Genomic DNA, 18655 nt, shown 5'->3' on the forward strand with positions numbered 1-18655 from the left:
CGCCGCGGGCGCCGTCCGAGATCCCGGGCGCCGCCGCCCGACAGACGACGCGCTCGCCCCGCTGCGGCACGGCCGCGCCGGGGAGGACCCCGCGATGATCGCGCCGATCGACGTCGGCGTCCTCTCGGCGCCCGCGCAGAAGATGGCGCAGCCGGGGGCGCCGCAGAAGCTCCGCGACATGGCGGCGCGCGGCATCGCCCCCGGGCTCAAGCCGGGCGATGTGGTGACGCTGCTCGTCCTGCTCGCGTCGCGCGAGGAGGAGCCCGCCCGCGCGGCCGCGGAGAAGACCCTGTCGGCGCTGCCCGACCCGCTCCTCCAGGGCGCGCTCGGCGGGGAGCTGCTGCAGCCGCTCGTCATCGACCGGCTGGCCCGCCTGTACGCGGACCGCCTCCCGGTCGTCGAGCGGCTCTGCGCGATGCCGGGCATCGCCGCCGACACGCTCGAGGAGCTCGCGCGGACCGGGGGCGAGGCGGTGACCGAGCTCATCGCCGTCAACGAGGAGCGGCTGCTCAAGAGCCCGCGCATCATCGAGCGGCTCTACCTCAACAAGCACACGCGGATGTCGACGGCCGATCGCCTCGTCGACCTCGCCGCCCGCAACGGGGTCGAGCTCACGGGCATCCCGGCGTGGCGCGAGGTCAGCATCGCGATCAAGGACGAGCTCATCGCGGAGCCGTCGCCGGAGCCCACGCCGGACGACGTGCTGTTCGCCGAGACGCAGGCGCTCGCGGAGGCGCTCGCGGCCGAGGAGACGGTCGACACCCACGTCGAGGACGAGGAAGGGAAAGAGGAGATCAAGGAGCGGTACATCCCGCTCTCCAAGCGGCTCGCCGACATGACCATGTCGCAGCGGATCCGGCGGGCGATGCTCGGCTCGCGCGAGGAGCGCATGCTGCTCGTGCGCGACTCGAACCGCCTCGTGGCCAGCGCCGCCGTGCGCAGCCCGCAGATGCAGGAGGAAGAGGTCGTCCTCATCACCCGCAACCGGAACATCTCGGACGAGGTGCTGCGGATCATCGCGACCACGCCGGAGTGGATGAAGAGCTACACGGTGAAGCGGAACCTCGTGGAGAACCCGAGGACGCCGGTGCTCGTCGCGACGCGGCTGGTCCAGCACCTGCGCGAGTCGGACCTCCGGGGCGTCTCGAAGAGCAAGAACGTGACCTCGCCGGTGAAGGACGCCGCGAGGCGGCACCTCGATCGGCGCAAGAGCTGAGCGGCGCAAGGGCTGAGCGGGCGGCGCGGCGCGGCGCTCGCCCTGACGCCGGCGGAGCGCTCTCCGGGTGGCGAGCCCCCTTCCCGCCCGGACCCATGCCCCGCTAGCCTGCGCCCACGATGAGCGACCTGGTCCGCTTCGGCGTGGCGATGGATCGAGCGCTTCTGGCCGAGTTCGATCGGCGCATCACCGCGCAGGGATACGAGAACCGCTCGGAGGCGCTGCGGGATCTGGTTCGCGCGGACCTGACGCGCGCCGCCTGGGACGAGGGCGCCGAGGTGGCGGCGACGCTGACCGTCGTCTACGCGCCCGAGGTGCGGGAGCTCGTGCAGCGCATCACCGCGCTGGAAGAGCAGCACGCGGGGTCGGTGGTCTCCAGCCTGCTGGTCCGCCTCGACGAGGGCCGAGTGCTCCAGGTCATGGTGCTGAAGGGCCGCGGCGCGGCGCTGTCCGGGCTCGCCGGGCAGCTCGCCGGGGCCAAGGGGGTGCTGTCCTGCGCGCTCACGCCGGCCGCGGCGCTCTCGGAGGCGGCGCGCCGGCCGCGGGGCTGACGCGGCGGGCGCCCGGCCGTCCCCTGGTTCACGCGTCGTCGCCGGGGCTCTCGGCCACTTTCACCGTGGTCTTCGGCGGATCCACGATGAACGTCACGAGGCGCTCCTTGGCCTCGAACTCCTGCCGGTAGATCACGGCCGAGCGCTTGTACTTGAAGGGACCGATCCGCACGCGGTGCCAGAGGCCGCGGCCCTTCACGTACGCCGGCTCCACGTACGCCTTGTGCCCGCGGCGGCGCAGCGCCGCCGCGAAGCCCTCCGCGTCGGTGGGCTCCTTGAACGAGCTCACCTGGAGCTGGTAGCTGCCCGGCCCGCCGCGCTCGATCTCGGGCCCCTCCTCGCGCGAGACGTGGCGGGCCATCGCGGTGAGCGTGTCGTTCGGAGCGACCTCGCCCCCCGCGGGCCCGAGGACGTGCTGCGCCGGCAGCGAGACCACGGGGAGCCGGTCCGCGGCGAGCGGCGGACCGGCGTCAGCGGCCGGCGGCCGGTCAGCGGCGGCCGCCTTGGCCGCCCGCGGGTCGCGCACGGCCTCGAGCGCCGTCGTCGGGTGCTCCGCGTCCGACAGGATCGCGGGAAAGGTCACGTCTGCCCCGATCGTCGCGCGGCGCGGGGCCGGCTTCACGCCGGCCGGATGAGCGCGCGCGACCAGATCGCCGAGCGGATCGGCGCTGACCGGCTTCTCGCGGTGCGGCGCGCGCAGGAGCGCCACCGCCGCGAAGACGATGCACGCCCCGCCGAGCGAGGCCAGCACGAGGGCGCCCGCGCGCGACGGGCGAGCCCCGGGATCCTCTTCCTGGATCTCCTCGAGGTTCCGCACCGCCCCGGTGTCCATGCTCTCGCCTTTGCTGCGCCTCATGCTGCCTCCTCAACCCGTCTACCCTGCCCGGCCGAGACGCGACAACTTTCGTGTCTCACTTTATCCCACATCTGCCAGAGGGATCCGATCGCTGCACGAGCGCGCGCTGGATGGGGCGCCCGGCGGCGAGCCTGCGCCTCGGCTCGGGCCGGGCAGCCTCGCACACGCGGCGGCCGCGGGAAAAATTCTCGGCCGGCGACGGGGCGCGCGTGACCGGCCGGCTCCGCGGGCGTCGGTGCCCAGGGCCGCCTCACTTGCGCGCCGCTACGGGGCCGTCCGGCGGCTCCGCTGGCCTTTCGCGCGGCCGAGGCGCTAAGACTCCGCCTTCATGAAGACCCTGCGCATCGGCCGTGTCCTGCCCGCGATCGGCCTGCTGCTCCCGAGCTGCGCCGAAGGGCCGCGGACGCTCACGATCGAGGTCGTGCCGGGGCACGAGGCGGTCGCCTTCCAGGACGACCCGCCCGTCACCCGGATCGAGGTGACCGCGACGGCGGTCGAGGGGGACGTGGCCGTGTCCGCGGCGGCGGCGCCGGGCGGGGAGCTCGATTTCGGCGAGATCCCGGCGGAGCGGGCGTACACGTTCGAGGTGCGCGGCGTCGACGCGGGCGGGGCGACCGTGGTGCGCGGGCGCTCCGCGTCGGGCATCTACCTCGCCGGACTGGCGGGCGAGGTGCTGCCGCTCTTCGCCCAGCGGATCGGAGGCTGGGCGCGGCCGCCGGGCGAGCTCGCGGCGTCGCGCGTCGGCGCGCCCGGCGCGGCGCTGGCGGAGCGTTACGTGATGCTCACCGGCGGCGCCGTCGCGGACGGCGCCGCGGCGGATGACGTCGACCCGGCGCGGATCGACGGCTACGACCTCGCCGCGTGGGGCGGGAGCGCCTCCGGCGGCGCGCTCCCGCGGGCGGCGCGCTCGCTCGTCGTCCGGGCGAACCTGCTGCTCACCCTGGACGACGAGGGCGCGACCTGGACCGATGTGGCGTCGGGGCAGAGCGCCGAGGCGTCGCTGCCCGCGGGGCTCGGCTCGTTCGCGGAGGTGGCGGGCGGCCGGACCGTCGAGGCCGCGGACGGGCGCTCGTTCGTGGTGGGCGCGGCGCGCGCGGGGCAGACCGCGGGGGCGCCGGGCGAGCCCTCGGACGCGGTGCTGGTCGTCGGCGCGGACCAGGCGCTCTCGGTGGCGAGGCTCCGGTACGCGCGGGCCGGCGCGGCGGCCGTGTGGGTGGAGGGCGTGGGCCTGGTCATCGCGGGCGGGGGCGCGGACGTCGCCGGGCTGGAGGTGCTCGGCGACGGCGCGACCGCGTTCGAGCCGCGCCCGTTCCCGCCGGACGCCGCTCGGGGCGCCGGCGCCGCGGTGACGGCGCCCGGGGAGATCGTGCTGGTCGGCGGGGTGCGGGGCGACGCTGCGGCGCCGACCCGCCGGCTCGCGCCGGGGTGCGTCGGCGCGTGTACCGCCGTGGAGATCGCGGGCGCCGCGCTGCCGGCGGCGGTCGTGGACGTCGCGGCGTTCGCGCTGCCCGGCGGGCGCCTCCTCGCCGTGGGCTCCGAGGCCGGCGCGGGCGGGCTGACCAGGAGCTTCGTGGTCGACCTCGCCGCGGCGCACGTCGAGGAGCTGCCGCTGCGGGAGCCGCGGCGCGGCGCGACCGTGGTGCCCGCGCCGAACGGGACGCTCGCGCTGCTCGGCGGGGTCCACGCGGCGGGGACGCCGGCGCTCACGGTCGAGACGTTCTTTCCGGAGTGAGCAGGCGATAGGCGGGCTCGCCGGTCCGGAGCAACGGTATCTCGGGTTGCTGCGGCGGTGTCGACGTCGTCGCAGGTGACAGGACATTCTCCTGTGCGATCCGGCACCCCTGAAAAAGCGACGCTAGCTCAATAGCTTGCCAGAGCGAACGGGTCGCAGGCGCGGGGGCACGCCCCCTCGCTGTCCGCGGTCAAGCTGGTGGTCGTCCCGGCGGAGGTCGCGGCGGCGGACGCCGCGGTCCTCCAGGACGACCAGGGACCCGTACTCGTGGCGCTCAAAAATGCTTTCCAAAGCGGAAATGGGGGGGGGGCGCGAGCGGTGCGGCGCATCGTCAACGTGCCTGATCGCAAGAACCGGAGGTGGACCGCGCCAGAGGCGGAGGCGACTCCCAAGTTTTGCATTGTTCAACGAGGTGTCTTGTTCGTTTGCCCGCATTGACGAGCCCGGCGACGCCGGAGTATCACACGGCATGGGATTGACCCAGGACGCCTTCTTCTTCGACGCCCTCGCCGAGCACGCCCAGAAGAGCGTCATCGCGAGCAAGCTCCTCCTGGACATGCTCGACCGGCTGGAGGACGCCCCGACCATCGCCACGAAGATCAAGGAGATCGAGCACGAGGGGGACCGGATCACGCACCGCTGCCTCGCCGCGCTGCACAAGACCTGGATCACCCCCCTCGATCGGGAGGAGATCCACGCGCTGATCACCCGGCTCGACGACGTGCTCGATTGCATCGAGGCCGCCAGCGAGCGAATCGTCCTCTTCGAGATCGAGAGTGCGATGGCGGAGGCGCGCCCCCTCGCGGAGTCGGTGGTGGCCGCGTGCGTCACCATGAGCGCGGCCACGAGCTCGCTCCGCGACGTGAAGGACGGCGCCCGGCTGCTCGAGCTCTGCGTCGAGATCAACCGCCATGAGAACGCCGCCGACACGCACTACCGCGGGGCGCTGGCGGCGCTCTTCAAGAAGGGCACCGACCCGCTGCTCGTGCTGAAGTGGCGCGACATCTACGATCAGCTCGAGAACGCCAGCGACCGCTGCGAGGACGTCGCCAACATCATCGAGGGCGTGGTGCTCGAGCACGCATGACGACGTACCCGCCCTCATCCGCATGGAGGGCACGATCGACGGGTGGAGCTGCTCGAAGAGCGTCGACGCGACGCTGAAGTACACCCAGATGATCTACGAAACGCTGGGAATCAAGGACTACCCGGGCTTCCCCCAACCCGCCCCGTGATCGCTGCGAGCAGCCAGCAATGCGTCCACGGATGCATCGCGAGCGCACAGACGGACAGGCACCGCCGTTGCATTCTGTCCAACCGTGAGCGCTCGACGCATGACTGGAGTGTCGAGCCTTCACCGAGAGGATGGTAGACCATCATGAGCAGGATCAAGACCGGGAAGATCTGTGCTGGGTTCGGCATCGCGCTCACGGCGCTCGCCTTCGCAGGCTGTCTCGCGACGCCGGCCGACGCCGACGAATCGCTGGGCGTGGCCGAGCAAGCCTTTGTGAACGCCCCGCCGGGGACCAGAGTGCCTTGCACGATGTCCGGCGGCCCCACCGGGAGGCGGAGGGCGAATCTGGTCGTCGGCAACGACCAAAGGACCTGTTACCGGGTGCCGCTTCCGGGGGATATCCCGGAGGATCCGAGCGTCCCTAGCTGCCACTCCGTCGGCTACTCCATGGGGTGTGAGTTCATCTCTAGATGAATCTCGGTGACGCGGCCGGCGCCCGCGCCGCGCATCCGCGTCAACCGGGACCCGGGCCAGCGCCGCCGTCGCGCGCTGGCGCCGGGACCTGCTCTGACTCCCAGGGAATGTGGAGAGGGACCGGCCGAGGCGCGCGCCGCCTCCTCCGCGCGCTTCTACATCACCGCCTTCCGCCGGCCTCGCCGCGTCCGCGGCGGCGCCGCGTCGCGCGCCCCGTACACCGCGCGGAGGTCCGCCACGATCGCCTCGAGCCGCGCCCGCAGCGCCGCCGGCTCGACCACCTCGACGCCCCGGCCCAGCCCCACGATCTGCGAGACCGCGATCGACTCCCGCTCGAAGTCGACCGTCACGGTCCTCGCCCCGTCGCGCCCGCACCTCCCCTGCCCCCACCGCTCGTGCTCGCCGCTGGGCCGGATCCGCCGGAGCGCCGCTTCCCCCTCCTCGGTCACGCGCAACGTCGTCACGTAGCTCGCCCTGCGCTCCGCGAACCGCTGGCACCACGCCTTCCAGCACCCCGCCAGATCGAACCCCTCCGGCCGCGCAAACCCCTCGTCCAGGAGCCGCGCCCCCTCGACGCGCGCCCCACGGAACACGCTCGGCCCCCGCTCCGTCCCGGCCACGAGGTACCAGCGGTCGGCCTTGATCACGAGCCCGTACGGGTCCACCACCCGCTCGCTCGCCACTCCGTCGAAATCCCGGTACGCGAGCCACACCTTGCGATCCTGCCAGACCCCCTCCCGCAGGACCTCGAGGTACGGCACCACCTCCCTCCCCTGGAACCACCCCGACGAATCGACGTGGAGCCGCTGCCGCGCGTGCTCGGCCGCCGATCGCTGCACCACCGGCAGCGCCGCCGACAGCTTGATCAGCCCGCTCTGCAGCGCCGCCGACAGCCCGATGTCCGCCAGGGCCCCGGGCGCGGCGATCGCGGAGAGCGCCTGCACCTCGGGCTGCGTCAGCCCCGTCAGGCTCGTCTGCCACCCCTCCAGCAGCGCGATCCCGCCGTTCGGGCCGCGGTGCGCATAGACAGGCACGCCCGCGGACGACAGCGCGTCGAGGTCCCGGTAGATCGTCCGCGCCGAGACCTGCAGGCGGCGCGCGAGCTCCTCGGCCGTCAGCTGGCGGCTCTTCGCCTGCTGGAGGAGCAAGAGCAAGCTGAGCAGCCGATCCGCGCGCATGACTGACCTTCCGTGGCCCCTGCGTGGCGCCGGATACCGATCCGACCCGGCACCGAGGCTACGCGCAATTCATGACAGGAGGTGTCAGGAATCGTCCCGTAGCGTCCCCGGACGACCGGAGCCGCAGCGCCGCACCGCAAGGATCCCGCGCCGCCGCGAGCCCCGGTGCTCAAGGAGGAGACAGCGTATGAGACCGCTTGAAGGACAGGTCGCCCTCGTCGCCGGCGCCACGCGCGGCGCGGGGCGCGCCATCGCGTGCGCGCTCGGCGAGGCCGGCGCGACGGTCTACTGCACCGGCCGCAGCGTCCGCGGCCGCCCCGCCACGGGGCAGCGCCCGGAGACCATCGAGGAGACCGCCGAGCTCGTGAGCGCGCGCGGAGGACGCGGCATCGCCGTGCAGGTCGACCACACCGCCGAGGAGCAGGTCGAGGCGCTCTGCGCCCGGATCCGGCGCGAGCAGAGGCGGCTCGACGTCCTGGTCAACGACGTCTGGGGCGGCGACGAGCTCACCGAGTTCGGCCAGCCGTTCTGGAAGCTCTCGCTGGCCAAGGGCAATATCCTGCTCGAGCGGGCCGTCACCTCGCACATCATCACGAGCCGCCACGCGGTGCCGCTCATGCTCGAGCGCGACCGCGGCCTCCTCGTCGAGGTCACCGACGGCGACAACTTCGGCTACCGCGGCAACCTCTTCTACGATCTGGCGAAGATGTCGGTCATCCGCCTCGCCTTCGCCATGGCCTGGGAGCTGCGCCGCCACCCCGCCATGACGGCGCTCGCGATCACGCCCGGCTTCCTGCGCTCGGAGGCCATGCTCGACGGCTTCGGCGTGACCGAGGAGAACTGGCGCGACGCGACCGCCAGGGACCCGCACTTCATCGCCTCGGAGACCCCGTTCTACGTGGGCCGCGCCGTCGCGGCGCTCGCCGCCGACCCGAACGTCGCGGCGAAGGCCGGCCGCGTCTTCAGCTCGTGGGATCTCGCCCGGGAGTACGGCTTCACCGACGTCGACGGCCGAAAGCCCCACTGGGGCGAGTACTTCGAGGAGACCTTCGGCGAGTACAAGAAGGCCGACGAGGCCGCCTACGCGACCTGGTTCAACGGTCCGATGGACCTCGCGTCCCCCGACTGGCCCAGGGAGTGACCGGCCCGAGGGCCGCGGCGCGCACGCGGCCCGCGGCGCCGGCGGCCGCGCGGGCCGCGCTGGCCGACCGACAACCGCGCGTCAGTGGGCGTACGGCTCGCCGCGCAGCAGCGTCATCGCGCGGTAGAGCTGCTCGATCAGCACGAGCCGCGCGAGGCGGTGCGGGAACGTGAGCGGCGACAGGCTCCACCGGTCGTCGGCCGCGGCGGACACGTCGGCCGGCAGCCCATCCGCGCCGCCGATCAGGAACGTGACCACCCCCTTGCCGCGCGAGCCCCACCGCTCCACCCCGGCCGCGAACGCCTCGCTGCCGAGCGCCTTGCCGTTCACCTCCATGGCGATGACGCTCGCCCCCGCCGACGCGCGCGCGAGCAGCGGCCCGACCTTCGCCGGCGGGCCGTCCGGGATCTCGATCTCGTCGCACGCCACGTAGCGGCGGATGCGGCCGAGGTACTCGTCCATCGCCGCGCGCAGCGGCTTGTCCTTCACCCGCCCGACGGCGGCGACGACCAGTCGCACGGGCGCGCTCAGTCCGGATCGAACCGAGGGGCGGGCTGCGCCCCCGGCGGCAGGCTCTCCTCCGGGACCGGGACGCGGCCCGCGTCGATCCAGAGCCCCTCGATGTCGTACAGGCGGCGCGTCTCCTCCTGGAACACGTGCACCACCACGTCGCCGAAATCGATCAGCACCCAGGTCGCCGCGGCGAGGCCCTCCATCGACAGCGGCGCGAGCTTCTCCTTGCGCACCGCCTCCTCCAGGCCCGTCGCGATCGCGTGGACGTGCCGGTCGGAGCGGCCGGTCATGATCACCAGGTAGTCCGCGTAGTCGACGCGCCCGACGACCTCCAGGATCTCGACGCCGATCGCCTTCTTGTCGAGCCCCGCCGCGGCCAGCGCCAGCGCGAGCTCGCGCGCCGCCGCCGACGGCTCGGGGGCCGGCGGCGGCGCGCTCCGGCGCGGGCCGGAGCGCTTCGGGCCGGCGAGCGGCGACTTGCCCCGCGCCGGCGACCGCCCCGCGAGCGGCAGCATCGCCTTCGCGCCGCCCTCGCCGCCTCGCGCGGGCCGCGGCGCGTCGCCCTCGTCCCGCGCCGGACGCCGCGCCCGCGTCGCCGGCCGATCCGCCGGGATCGGCCGCGCCCGGCGCTCCAGCGGCTCGACCTCGTCGCCCGCGCCCGCCGCGCGGCGCACGCGCGCCGCCTTCTTCGCGGCGGCGTCCCCGACACCCGCGTGCGAGGCGCGGATCCGGGGCGACGCCGGCCGCTTCGTCTTCGCCGCGGACGACGCGCGCCCGGCCGCGCCCGCCTTGGCCGTGCTCGCCTTCTTCCGCGCCGGAGGGCGAGGCTCCACGCTCTCGCCCGCCTTCGACCCCGACTTCGCCCGCGGCTTGGTGCTCGCCTTGCCTGCGTCCTTCTTCGTCGCCAACGTTCTCTCGCTTTCTTCTGCGCCCGCTCGGTCGCCGGGCGCCCCTCGTCTCACCCGCGTCAGCGGGTCTGGCCGTCGCCGTATGCAATCCACTTGAGCGCCGTCAGGCTCGCGAGCCCCATCGGGCCATAGGCGTGGAGCTTCGTCGTGGAGATGCCGATCTCCGCGCCGAGACCGAGCTCGCCGCCGTCGTTGAACCGGGACGACGCGTTCACGAGCACGCAGCTCGCGTCGACCTCGCGCAGGAACCGCTGCGCGTGATCGTAGCGCGGCGTGCAGATGACCTCGGTGTGCAGCGACCCGTAGCGGCCGATGTGCTCGATCGCCTCGTCGAGCGATCGCACCACCCGCACCGCGAGGACGGGCGCGAGGAACTCCTGCCCGTAGTCGTCCTCCGTGGCCCTGCGCGCCGACGGCACGAGCGCGCAGGTGGCCTCGTCGCCGCGCAGCTCGAGCCCGCGCTCCGCGAGCGCGGCGACGCGCCCGAGCAGCGGCGCGGCGACGCTCTCGTGCACGAGCAGGCACTCGAGCGCGTTGCAGACGCCGGGGCGCTGGAGCTTGCCGTTCTCGACGAGGCGGCAGGCCATCTCCACGTCGCACCCGGCGTCGGCGTAGAGGTGGTTCACGCCCTTGTAGTGCTGGATCACGGGGACGCGCGCGTTCTCGGCCACGAACCGGATGAGCCCCTCGCCGCCGCGCGGGATGGCCAGATCGATCATGCCGGTCATGCCGAGCAGGATGCGCGTGGCCGCGCGGTCGAGCGAGGGGACGATCTGCACCGCGTCGGCCGGCAGCCCGACCGAGCGCAGCGCGTCCGAGAGCAGCGCGCCGAGCGCGGCGTTCGAGCGCGACGCCTCCTTGCCGCCGCGGAGGATCGCGGCGTTGCCGCTCTTCAGGCAGAGCACCGCGGCGTCGACCGTCACGTTGGGGCGCGACTCGTAGATCATGGCGATCACGCCGAGCGGGACGCGCACCTGCCCGACGAGGAGCCCGTTCGGCCGCCGCTCCATCCCGACGACCTGCCCGACCGGATCGCTCGCGGCGGCGACCTCGAGCACCGCGCCGGCGATCGACGCGAGCCGCGCCTCGTCGAGCACGAGCCGGTCGACGAGCGCCTCGGAGAGGCCTGCGGCGCGCGCCGCGGCCACGTCCTCGGCGTTCGCGGCCAGCACGGCGGAGCGCTTGCCCTCGCCGGCCTCGGCGCGCAGCCGCTCGGCGACGGCGCGCAGCGCGCGGTCCTTCTGGGCCCGGTCCAGCGGGGCGAGGGCCCGGGCAGCCGCCCGGGCGCGCACGCAGAGGGCGCGCAGCGTGCTCTCAAGATCGACGTTGCCGAGATCGACGTTGCCGAGATCGACGTTGCTCTGTTCCACAGCGGGAACCTAGCTCGCCTCCCTGCGCGGGCCAACCGTTCTCCTTCGCCTCCGTGCTAGCGTACCCGCCGTGTCCGGCGATCTCCGAAGCTCGAGCCAGGCGTCCTTCGCACCCCGCTCCCGCCCGGCCTGTCGCACGCCGCGCGCGGCGCCTGCGCGGCGCAGGGCGGCTCTCTTCGCGGGGGCGCTCCTCGCGGCGCTCGCGCCTGCGGCGTGCGGCGGCGCGGACGCCGCCGAGGACGCGCCCGCCCCGCCGAGCACGGGCATCCCGCTCGCGGCGCCGGACGCGCGCGGCGCGCCGCTCGAGGCGGCGCCGCCGGCACCCTCCATCCCCTCCTCACCGTTCATTGATCCGGAGGGCCTCCAGATACCGCCCGATCCGTTCCGTGTTCCCGAAATACCGCCGGATCCGGCTCCTTCCGGGAACGCCGGGGGGAGCGGAGTGGAGCTATGAAACGCCCTCACCACGCCTCGCAGATCGCCGCGATCGCCGCGGCCTTCGCCGCGCTCCTCGCCGCGGCGTGCTCGTCTTCCGCACCCAGGCCGCTCCCGGCCGGTCCGCCGCCCGAGTACGAGCGCCCGCGCGCGTTCGACGGCGGCGCGCCCGCCGATGGCGCGCCGCCGACGCCCGTTGCTCCGCCGGACGAGCCGGCGGCGACGCCGGGCGCGCCGCTGCTCGCCCCGTCACCGGCCGCGCCGCCGACGGGCGCACCGCCGCCGCCCACCCCGCCGCCGCCGCCCACGCAGCCGTGATGCCGGCGCGGCGGGCGAGCGCGCGTTCAGCGCCTCGCAGCGCCTCGCCCGTCCGACTCTGGCGGATCCAGCCCCGCCATGCTAGCGGCAGCCATGCTCTCACCCCGGCGGGACTTCGTCGTCATCCTCGATTTCGGCTCCCAGTACACGCAGCTCATCGCCCGGCGCGTGCGCGAGTCTGGCGTCTACTGCGAGATCCACCGCTTCGATGTGCCCGTCGCCGAGCTGCGCCGGCTCGCCCCGCGCGCGCTCATCCTCTCCGGCGGCCCCGCCAGCGTGTATGGAGACAACGCGCCCCACTGCTCCCGCGAGGTGCTGGAGCTCGGCGTCCCGACGCTGGGCATCTGCTACGGGCTCCAGCTCATGGCGCACCACCTCGGCGGCAAGGTCGAGCGCGCGCACACGGGCGGCGAGTACGGCCCCGCCACGGTGCGGGTCGAGCGCGCGGCGGGCATCTTCTCCCGCCTCGCCGAGGGCGACTCCATCGACGTCTGGATGAGCCACGGCGATCGCCTCACGGCGATGCCGGAGGGGTTCGTCGCGCTCGGCACCACGGCCGGCAGCCCGCTCTGCGCCGTCGCCCGCGAGCGCGACAAGCTCTACGGCCTCCAGTTCCACCCCGAGGTCGTCCACACCCCGCGCGGCAAGGAGATCCTCCACGCCTTCCTCTTCGACGTCGCCGGCCTCTCCCCGACCTGGACGCCCGCGTCGTTCGTGGAGGAGGCGATCGCCGCGGTCCGCGAGAAGGCAGGCCAGCACGATCGCGTCATCCTGGGCCTCTCGGGCGGCGTCGACTCCTCGGTCGCCGCGGTCCTCTGCCAGCGCGCCCTCGGCGACCGGCTGACGTGCATCTTCGTCGACAACGGCCTCCTGCGCGAGGGCGAGGCCGAGGCCGTCGAGCGGACGTTCCGCGACCACTTTCACATGAACCTCGACGCCGTCGACGCGTCGGCGCGGTTCCTCGAGGGGCTGCGCGGCGTCGTGGATCCCGAGCAGAAGCGCAAGGTGATCGGCCGCCTCTTCATCGAGGTGTTCGAGGAGGAGGCGAAGCGCGTGCAGGGCGCGAAGTGGCTCGTCCAGGGCACCCTCTACCCCGACGTGATCGAGAGCGTCTCGTTCAAGGGGCCGAGCGCCGTCATCAAGAGCCACCACAACGTCGGCGGCCTGCCCGAGCGGATGAACCTTGGCCTGATCGAGCCGCTGCGGGAGCTCTTCAAGGACGAGGTGCGGGCCGCCGGCGAGGCGCTCGGCATGCCGCGCGAGATCCTCTACCGCCAGCCGTTCCCCGGCCCGGGCCTCGCGGTGCGTTGCCTCGGCGAGGTGACGCCGGAGAAGCTCCGCGTGCTCAGGGAGGCCGACACGATCTTCGACCAGGAGATCCGCGCCGCCGGGCTCTACGAGTCGCTCTGGCAGAGCTTCTGCGTGCTCCTCCCGGTCCGCTCGGTGGGCGTGATGGGCGACGAGCGCACCTACGACGAGGCGATCGCGCTCCGCGCGGTGCACTCGACCGACGGCATGACCGCCGACTGGGCGCGGCTGCCCTACGACCTCATCGCGCGCGCGAGCTCGCGCATCATCAACGAGGTGCGCGGCGTGAACCGCGTGGTGCTCGACGTGTCGTCGAAGCCGCCCTCGACCATCGAGTGGGAGTGACGATGGCCGCCGGGAACGCGAGGCGGACGCGCGCCGCTCTGGCGCTCGTCCTGCTCGGGCTCTCCTCGTGCGTCGCGCGGACCCCGGCGACGGTCTCGCTGCGGATGAAGGGGAACATGCCCGACGCGTCGGTCACGATCGACGACCAGTACATCGGCGCGCTCGCCTACGTCGCCGCCCACGGCGTCGCGCTGCCGCCCGGCACGCACCGCATCACCGTGGAGAAGGCCGGCTACTTCGCCTGGGATCGCCTCGTCGAGGCAAGGAACGGGGCCCCGCCAATCCACCTCCAGGTGCAGCTGACGCCCGTGCCGGATTGACGATCTCGCGGACGGACACCGGCCGGTCCATCCCGCCGTCGTCGCCACCACCGCCCGCCGCTCCACTGCCTCGCGGGCGCGCGACAGCACAAGACGAAATCATCTCCGGGCGCTCTCCGTAATCCAGGGAGATGGATGCGCGCAGCACGCATTCATCGTCAACCCCAGGCTGATGATGGACAGGAACATGCCGAATCGGAGCCCTCCGAAGGCGCTGTCGTGCGCGTCTTCCACGAAGAACATGGCCCGGCGCGCCCGCCGGTGCGCCACCCTCGATGTGTGCGGTCCCGGGAGCTGTCGTCCGGGAGGCCGCCTGTTTCATGCCCTGTGCGATCTCGCCGATCGCTTCCTGCAGCGCCGGGGAGATCAGCGGGCGATGCAGCTCGGCACCGTGTTGTTCTATGTCGCCTTCCACAGCGCTCGCGCGGCCGAGGACGACGACTTCCGCCTCTCTCTCCGGACCTCCCTCGACATGCTCGTCGAGCTCGAGCCGATCGAGCGCTGGCTCCGCCCGCCGCCGGCGTTCGATCCGTCCGCCGGCCGGCCCGCGCCGCGCCCCTACCCCACCTGCGCCGGCGCGGATTTCCCGGCGGTACGGGGCGACGGATGACGCCGCCCGCCCCGCCTTCCCCTCCGGCGCGGCCGTCGTTCGAGACGGTCTATGCCGTGGGCCTTCCGTTCCTGCACCGCTCGCTCCGCTGGCTGGGCGTCGAGGCGAACGATCTCGACGACGTGCTCCAGGAGGTCTTCCTGGCGGCGCACCGGGGCCTGCCGAGCTACGAGCCGTGGCGCTATCACGCGGCGCCTGCGCCCGGGCCCCCCACGGACGGGCCGCCACCCCTGCGCATCACGCCCGAGGCGGCGCTGCAGCGGTGGCTGTTCGGCATCGCGTGGCGAAAGACGAGCCACTACCACGCGCGCGCTCACCGGCGCCGCGAGATCCCGTCCGGGGCCGGCGCGTCCTGGCCGTTCGACGGGCGCGACCCGACGCCGACGCCGGAGCAATCGCTCGCGAGCAGCGACCGCGCCGAGATCGTGACGGCGCTGCTCCTGAAGGTCGCGCCCGAGCGGCGCGTGATCCTCGTGATGTACGACCTCCTCGGCGTCGCGGTGGCCGACATCGCCCGCGAGCTCCAGCTCAAGGAGAACACGGTCCGCTCCCGCCTGCGCCTCGCCCGCGAGGACTTCCGCGCGGCGGTCGCGCGCCAGTCGTCCGAGCGCCGGAGCGCCCTCACCGCGTCAGAGCGCCCCCACCACGCCGCGACCGCGTCCCTGCTCCGCGCCGCGCGCGCGTTCCCGCCCGTCCCCGCGCCCGCTGCGCGCGCGCTCTGGCTTCGCCTCCAGCAGCGGATCGCGAGTGACCGACGTACCGACGTGGACGAGCGCGGGAAATACGCAGCCGGCGACCCCACTGACAGCTTGACGCCCCCGCACGTTTGTGTAGTCTCCGCCCCCCTCGCAGAGAAAGTCCTACGATCATGGCCAATACCCCGAAGTGGAATGTCCGTCTGCGTCACGAATGGCTCGCCACCCCGCTCAAGAAGAAGCGCCTGAAGCGCTGCCAGAAGGCGCGGATCGGCCTTCTCGACGCGGAGAAGCGCAAGGCTGCCAAGCAGAAGCCGGCCCCGGCGGAGCAGTCCACGGGCTGACCATCCGACCACCGTGCGGCGATAACCGGACCGGCCGCGCCAACGCCTCGACATCGCGTGCCGATCACGGTCCGGCATGTCGGCGCCCTCGCGCGGCGCGATCCATGGTAGCGTCGCTGTGCGGTGTTCGCCCGCGCGTTGGCGACGAATCGTCGGTCCCCGCCTCCGGCGAGGATCGACCCGGATCCATGGGAGCGAGGCCCTGAGCGTGTCGGATTCGAGCTTTTCGCCCGGTCGCTCGGGCAGCCCTGCCGTACCCTCATCCCGCTCGGCCGGAGGCGCGTCCTCGTCGGCGTCCGAGGAGGGCGATGGACCCACCCGCGTCATGAGCGACACAGAGCGGCAAGCCGCTCTGGCCGCCGTCCGCGCAGCGCAGGCCCAGGCCGCCGCGGCTGCATCCCCCTCCACGACCGCGGAGACGGTCCGCCCTCCTCCTCCCCCTGCGGGGAACGCGGCGGAAGACGACCTGGCCCCGGTGACGGTCCGACCGCATGCCGTCTCCATGGGGCCCGCGGCGGCGGCGCACTACGCGACCGCCGACACGGTCCGTCCACCGCCTCCGTCCCCGTCGGGCGAGCCGTCGGTCGAGGCGGACCCGCTCGTCGGCACCACCGTGGCGGGCGCGTACCGCATCATCCGCCTCCTCGGAGAGGGCGGCATGGGCCGCGTCTACGAGACGCACCACACCCGCATCCCGGGCAAGCGCTTCGCCCTGAAGACGCTCCACCCCGACCTCGCCCAGCACGCCACCGTCCTCGCGCGGTTCCAGCGCGAGGCCGAGGCGGCGGCGTCGGTCCGGAGCCCGCACATCGTCGAGATCTTCGACGTGAACCGGCTGGACGACGGCCGGCCGTGCATCGTCGCCGAGTACCTGGACGGCCAGGGGCTCGGCGAGCTCCTCGCGGCGTCCGGGGGACGGCTGCCGGTCGGCGCGGCGGTGCGGATCGCGCGCGAGGTCTGCGACGGCATCGCGGCCGCGCACGCCGCGGGCGTCGTGCACCGGGACATCAAGCCGGAGAACATCTTCCTGACGGGCGACCCTGCGTGTCCCACCGTGAAGGTCCTCGATTTCGGCATCTCGAAGACCTCCGCGCCGTCCGCGCTCACGAGGACCGGCATGGTGCTCGGAACGCCGGCCTACATGGCCCCGGAGCAGGCGAAGGGGGACGAGATCGACGCCCGGGCCGACATCTACGCCGTCGGCGCGGTCCTCTACCACGCGCTGACCGGGCAGCGCCCCTTCGAGCGCAGCGACCCGACGGCGATGCTGCTCGCCGTCATGACCGAGGAGCCGCCGGGGCTGCGGACGCTGAACCCGGAGATCCCGCCGGCCCTGGAGCTCGTCGTCCAGCGCGCCATGGCGAAGGAGAAGGAGGCGCGCCACGCCTCGATGAGCGAGCTCGCCGGCGCGCTCGCGCCGTTCGAGGAGGCGACGGGGGGGCCGTCCAGCGCGCGCGCGTCGCTCGCGCGCTCGTCCGTGGTGCTCGGGAAGCCCTATACGCTCTCGCACACCTTCGGTCTGCCCGGCTCGGCCGCGTCCGAGGCGTACCTGACGCGGCAGATGGTCTTCCTCTCGGCGAGCCTGGGCCTCGGGTGGCTCGGCGCCGGCCTCGTCAGCTGCCTTGCCGGCCTCGCGCGCGCGGCGCGGAGCGACACCGCCGCGCTATCGGGCCAGGGCGCCACGCTGCTCACGCTCGGGATCCTGTGCGCCCTGTTCGGCGTCGGGCTGCTCGGCGGCTTCTACGTCTTCCGCCACGTCTGGCGCGACGACACGAGGCTGAGCACGCTCGCGCCGCGGCTCACGACGCCCGTCGTGCTCGCCCTCGTGGCCTACGGGGTCGCGTCGCTGCTGGTGCGGCTGCTCGAGGCCGTGTTCCTGCAGCGCGCCATCGGCATCGCGTGGCCGGTCTGGGACGCGTTGCTCTTCCTGATCAGCGTGGGCGCCGCGCTCGCGGCCGCCCTGTTCCAGTGGCGAGCGCAGCGGCGATGAGCCCGCGGCGGGGCTGCGCGACGCCGCCCATGGGCCTCGGCCAGCGCCTGTGTTAGGGGAGCGAGCATGGCACCGCAGGCACCCGGGACGAGCGCCAGCCGGGCCAGCCCTCCCGACCGGCCGGGCTCGCTCCCCGGGACAACCACCGTGCTCGCCGCGGGCGGCAGCGCCCCGGGATCGCGCGCTGCCCTGCTGACGCGGGCGCCGGCCGCGGCGCAGTGGCTGGTCGCCGGCGCGGCCGCCCTCGTGGCCGTCGTGCTCGCCGCCGCCCTGCTGCGCGACGGCGACTCGCTCGCGCGGCTCGAGGCGGCCGCGAGCGCCGAGCGCGCGGCGCCCGCGGCCTCGGCGCTCCGGCGTCCAGTGGTCCCGCGGCCGAGCGATGCGGTCCCCGCCGACGAGCTCGCCGCTGCGACCGCGGGCGGCGTGCTCCCGCTCGAGGCGCTCGCCGCGCGCTACCCCAAGGATCCGGCGATCTTCCGCGCCCTCATGCTGCGCCACGCGCTCCCGCCGCCCTACCACGCCGCCGCGCTCGCCGCGGCGAAGCGGCTCCTGGAGCTCGATCGGGGGGCGGCGTCGGACGATGACGTGAAGCGCGTCGTCGCGAGCGCCGCCGGCGGACCTCCCGAGGCGGCGTCGGCCGCGATCGAGCTGATGGCGAGCAGCATGGGGAGCCACGGGGCGGATCTCCTTTACGAGCTCTCGGTGGGCACCTCTGCGCTGAAGGAGCGCGCCGCGCGGCGGTTCGCGGAGGCCGCGGTCCTGGAGCGGGCGACGCCCGCGCTGCGCATCGCGCACGAGCTCCGCGTCGCCACCTCCTGCAAGGCGAGGCAGGCGCTCCTGGAGCGCGCGGCGGCCGACGGCGATCGGCGCGCGATCGACGTCCTCACGCCGCTCACCTCCGGCAAGAGCAAGGGGTGCGGCTTTCTGGGAATGAGCCGCTGCGCGGCGCCGTGCGGCTCGATCGCGAAGGAGATCAAGGCGGCAATCCAGGCGATCGAGGCGCGCACCGGGCCATCGCCCGGGGCGGCCGACGCGCCGGCGAGCCGGTGATCGCGCCGGCGGGCCGATCCCGTTGACCGAGGGTTGCGCGGGTGGGAGCCTTGCCATATCAGGGCTC

General features: G+C 74.0%; 20 protein-coding genes. 15 read left to right on the forward strand and 5 right to left on the reverse strand.

Annotated features, from left to right (window positions below; translation table 11 throughout):
- Positions 1–94: 94 nt before the first annotated feature.
- Positions 95–1216 (forward strand): hypothetical protein, encoded by a 1122-nt coding sequence (locus tag WMF36_RS19420; RefSeq protein ID WP_437581109.1) that lies wholly within the window; start codon positions 95–97, stop codon positions 1214–1216.
- 119 nt (positions 1217–1335) lie between these two features.
- Positions 1336–1767: a nickel-responsive transcriptional regulator NikR gene (nikR, locus tag WMF36_RS19425; RefSeq protein ID WP_437581111.1), complete on the forward strand. Its 432-nt coding sequence runs from the start codon at positions 1336–1338 to the stop codon at positions 1765–1767.
- Positions 1768–1795: 28 nt separating this feature from the next.
- On the opposite strand, the gene WMF36_RS19430 is transcribed toward nikR, so the two are convergent.
- Positions 1796–2623 carry an SPOR domain-containing protein gene (locus WMF36_RS19430; RefSeq protein ID WP_437581112.1) on the reverse strand — a complete coding sequence of 276 codons (828 nt, stop codon included), beginning with the start codon at positions 2621–2623 and terminating at the stop codon, positions 1796–1798.
- Between the two features lie 328 nt (positions 2624–2951).
- Between WMF36_RS19430 and WMF36_RS19435 the strand changes: the two genes are divergently transcribed.
- From WMF36_RS19435 to WMF36_RS19450, 4 genes are all read left to right on the forward strand, one after another.
- The gene (locus WMF36_RS19435) at positions 2952–4355 is read left to right on the forward strand and encodes a hypothetical protein (RefSeq protein ID WP_437581113.1); all 1404 of its coding nucleotides are present in this window, start codon (positions 2952–2954) and stop codon (positions 4353–4355) included.
- A 469-nt stretch (positions 4356–4824) separates the two neighbouring features.
- The gene (locus tag WMF36_RS19440; RefSeq protein WP_437581114.1) at positions 4825–5442 is read left to right on the forward strand and encodes a DUF47 domain-containing protein; all 618 of its coding nucleotides are present in this window, start codon (positions 4825–4827) and stop codon (positions 5440–5442) included.
- A 22-nt stretch (positions 5443–5464) separates the two neighbouring features.
- A complete protein-coding gene (locus WMF36_RS19445) occupies positions 5465–5590 on the forward strand; it encodes a hypothetical protein (RefSeq protein ID WP_437581115.1) in 126 nt (41 codons plus the stop codon).
- 143 nt (positions 5591–5733) lie between these two features.
- A complete protein-coding gene (locus WMF36_RS19450) occupies positions 5734–6063 on the forward strand; it encodes a hypothetical protein (protein WP_437581116.1) in 330 nt (109 codons plus the stop codon).
- A 155-nt stretch (positions 6064–6218) separates the two neighbouring features.
- Here WMF36_RS19450 and WMF36_RS19455 read toward each other — a convergent pair whose 3' ends face one another.
- A complete protein-coding gene (locus WMF36_RS19455; protein WP_437581117.1) occupies positions 6219–7241 on the reverse strand; it encodes a helix-turn-helix transcriptional regulator in 1023 nt (340 codons plus the stop codon).
- A 187-nt stretch (positions 7242–7428) separates the two neighbouring features.
- Between WMF36_RS19455 and WMF36_RS19460 the strand changes: the two genes are divergently transcribed.
- Positions 7429–8382 carry an SDR family oxidoreductase gene (locus WMF36_RS19460; protein ID WP_437581118.1) on the forward strand — a complete coding sequence of 318 codons (954 nt, stop codon included), beginning with the start codon at positions 7429–7431 and terminating at the stop codon, positions 8380–8382.
- 81 nt (positions 8383–8463) lie between these two features.
- On the opposite strand, the gene WMF36_RS19465 is transcribed toward WMF36_RS19460, so the two are convergent.
- Genes WMF36_RS19465 through WMF36_RS19475 form a run of 3 tightly spaced genes read right to left on the reverse strand, consistent with a single transcriptional unit; the run spans position 8464 to position 11173 of the window.
- Complete coding sequence (locus WMF36_RS19465) at positions 8464–8901, reverse strand: 23S rRNA (pseudouridine(1915)-N(3))-methyltransferase RlmH (RefSeq protein ID WP_437492872.1); 438 nt, start codon at positions 8899–8901, stop codon at positions 8464–8466.
- A gap of 8 nt (positions 8902–8909) precedes the next feature.
- Positions 8910–9803: a ribosome silencing factor gene (gene rsfS / locus WMF36_RS19470; RefSeq protein WP_437581119.1), complete on the reverse strand. Its 894-nt coding sequence runs from the start codon at positions 9801–9803 to the stop codon at positions 8910–8912.
- 59 nt (positions 9804–9862) lie between these two features.
- Complete coding sequence (locus WMF36_RS19475) at positions 9863–11173, reverse strand: glutamate-5-semialdehyde dehydrogenase (protein ID WP_437581120.1); 1311 nt, start codon at positions 11171–11173, stop codon at positions 9863–9865.
- A gap of 70 nt (positions 11174–11243) precedes the next feature.
- On the opposite strand from WMF36_RS19475, the gene WMF36_RS19480 reads away from it, so the two are divergent.
- From WMF36_RS19480 to WMF36_RS19515, 8 genes are all read left to right on the forward strand, one after another.
- Positions 11244–11627, forward strand: a complete 384-nt coding sequence (locus tag WMF36_RS19480) for a hypothetical protein (protein ID WP_437581121.1) — start codon at positions 11244–11246, stop codon at positions 11625–11627.
- Positions 11624–11926, forward strand: coding sequence for a hypothetical protein (locus tag WMF36_RS19485; protein ID WP_437581122.1), 303 nt, complete (start codon positions 11624–11626; stop codon positions 11924–11926). The genes WMF36_RS19480 and WMF36_RS19485 overlap by 4 nt, the downstream gene beginning before the upstream one ends.
- 78 nt (positions 11927–12004) lie before the next feature.
- Complete coding sequence (gene guaA, locus WMF36_RS19490; RefSeq protein ID WP_437581123.1) at positions 12005–13579, forward strand: glutamine-hydrolyzing GMP synthase; 1575 nt, start codon at positions 12005–12007, stop codon at positions 13577–13579.
- Between the two features lie 2 nt (positions 13580–13581).
- Positions 13582–13899, forward strand: coding sequence for a PEGA domain-containing protein (locus WMF36_RS19495; protein ID WP_437581124.1), 318 nt, complete (start codon positions 13582–13584; stop codon positions 13897–13899).
- Positions 13900–14086: 187 nt separating this feature from the next.
- Positions 14087–14509: a hypothetical protein gene (locus WMF36_RS19500; RefSeq protein ID WP_437581125.1), complete on the forward strand. Its 423-nt coding sequence runs from the start codon at positions 14087–14089 to the stop codon at positions 14507–14509.
- On the forward strand, positions 14506–15453 hold the full coding sequence (locus WMF36_RS19505) for an RNA polymerase sigma factor (RefSeq protein ID WP_437581126.1): 948 nt from the start codon (positions 14506–14508) through the stop codon (positions 15451–15453). Before WMF36_RS19500 ends, WMF36_RS19505 begins: the two co-directional genes overlap by 4 nt.
- A 420-nt stretch (positions 15454–15873) precedes the next feature.
- A complete protein-coding gene (locus WMF36_RS19510) occupies positions 15874–17538 on the forward strand; it encodes a serine/threonine-protein kinase (protein ID WP_437581127.1) in 1665 nt (554 codons plus the stop codon).
- 66 nt (positions 17539–17604) lie between these two features.
- A complete protein-coding gene (locus WMF36_RS19515) occupies positions 17605–18588 on the forward strand; it encodes a hypothetical protein (RefSeq protein WP_437581128.1) in 984 nt (327 codons plus the stop codon).
- Positions 18589–18655 lie beyond the last annotated feature (67 nt).

The sequence above is a fragment of the Sorangium sp. So ce887 genome (assembly GCF_051521455.1).
In the GTDB taxonomy this organism is placed as follows: Bacteria; Myxococcota_A; Polyangia; order Polyangiales; family Polyangiaceae; genus Sorangium.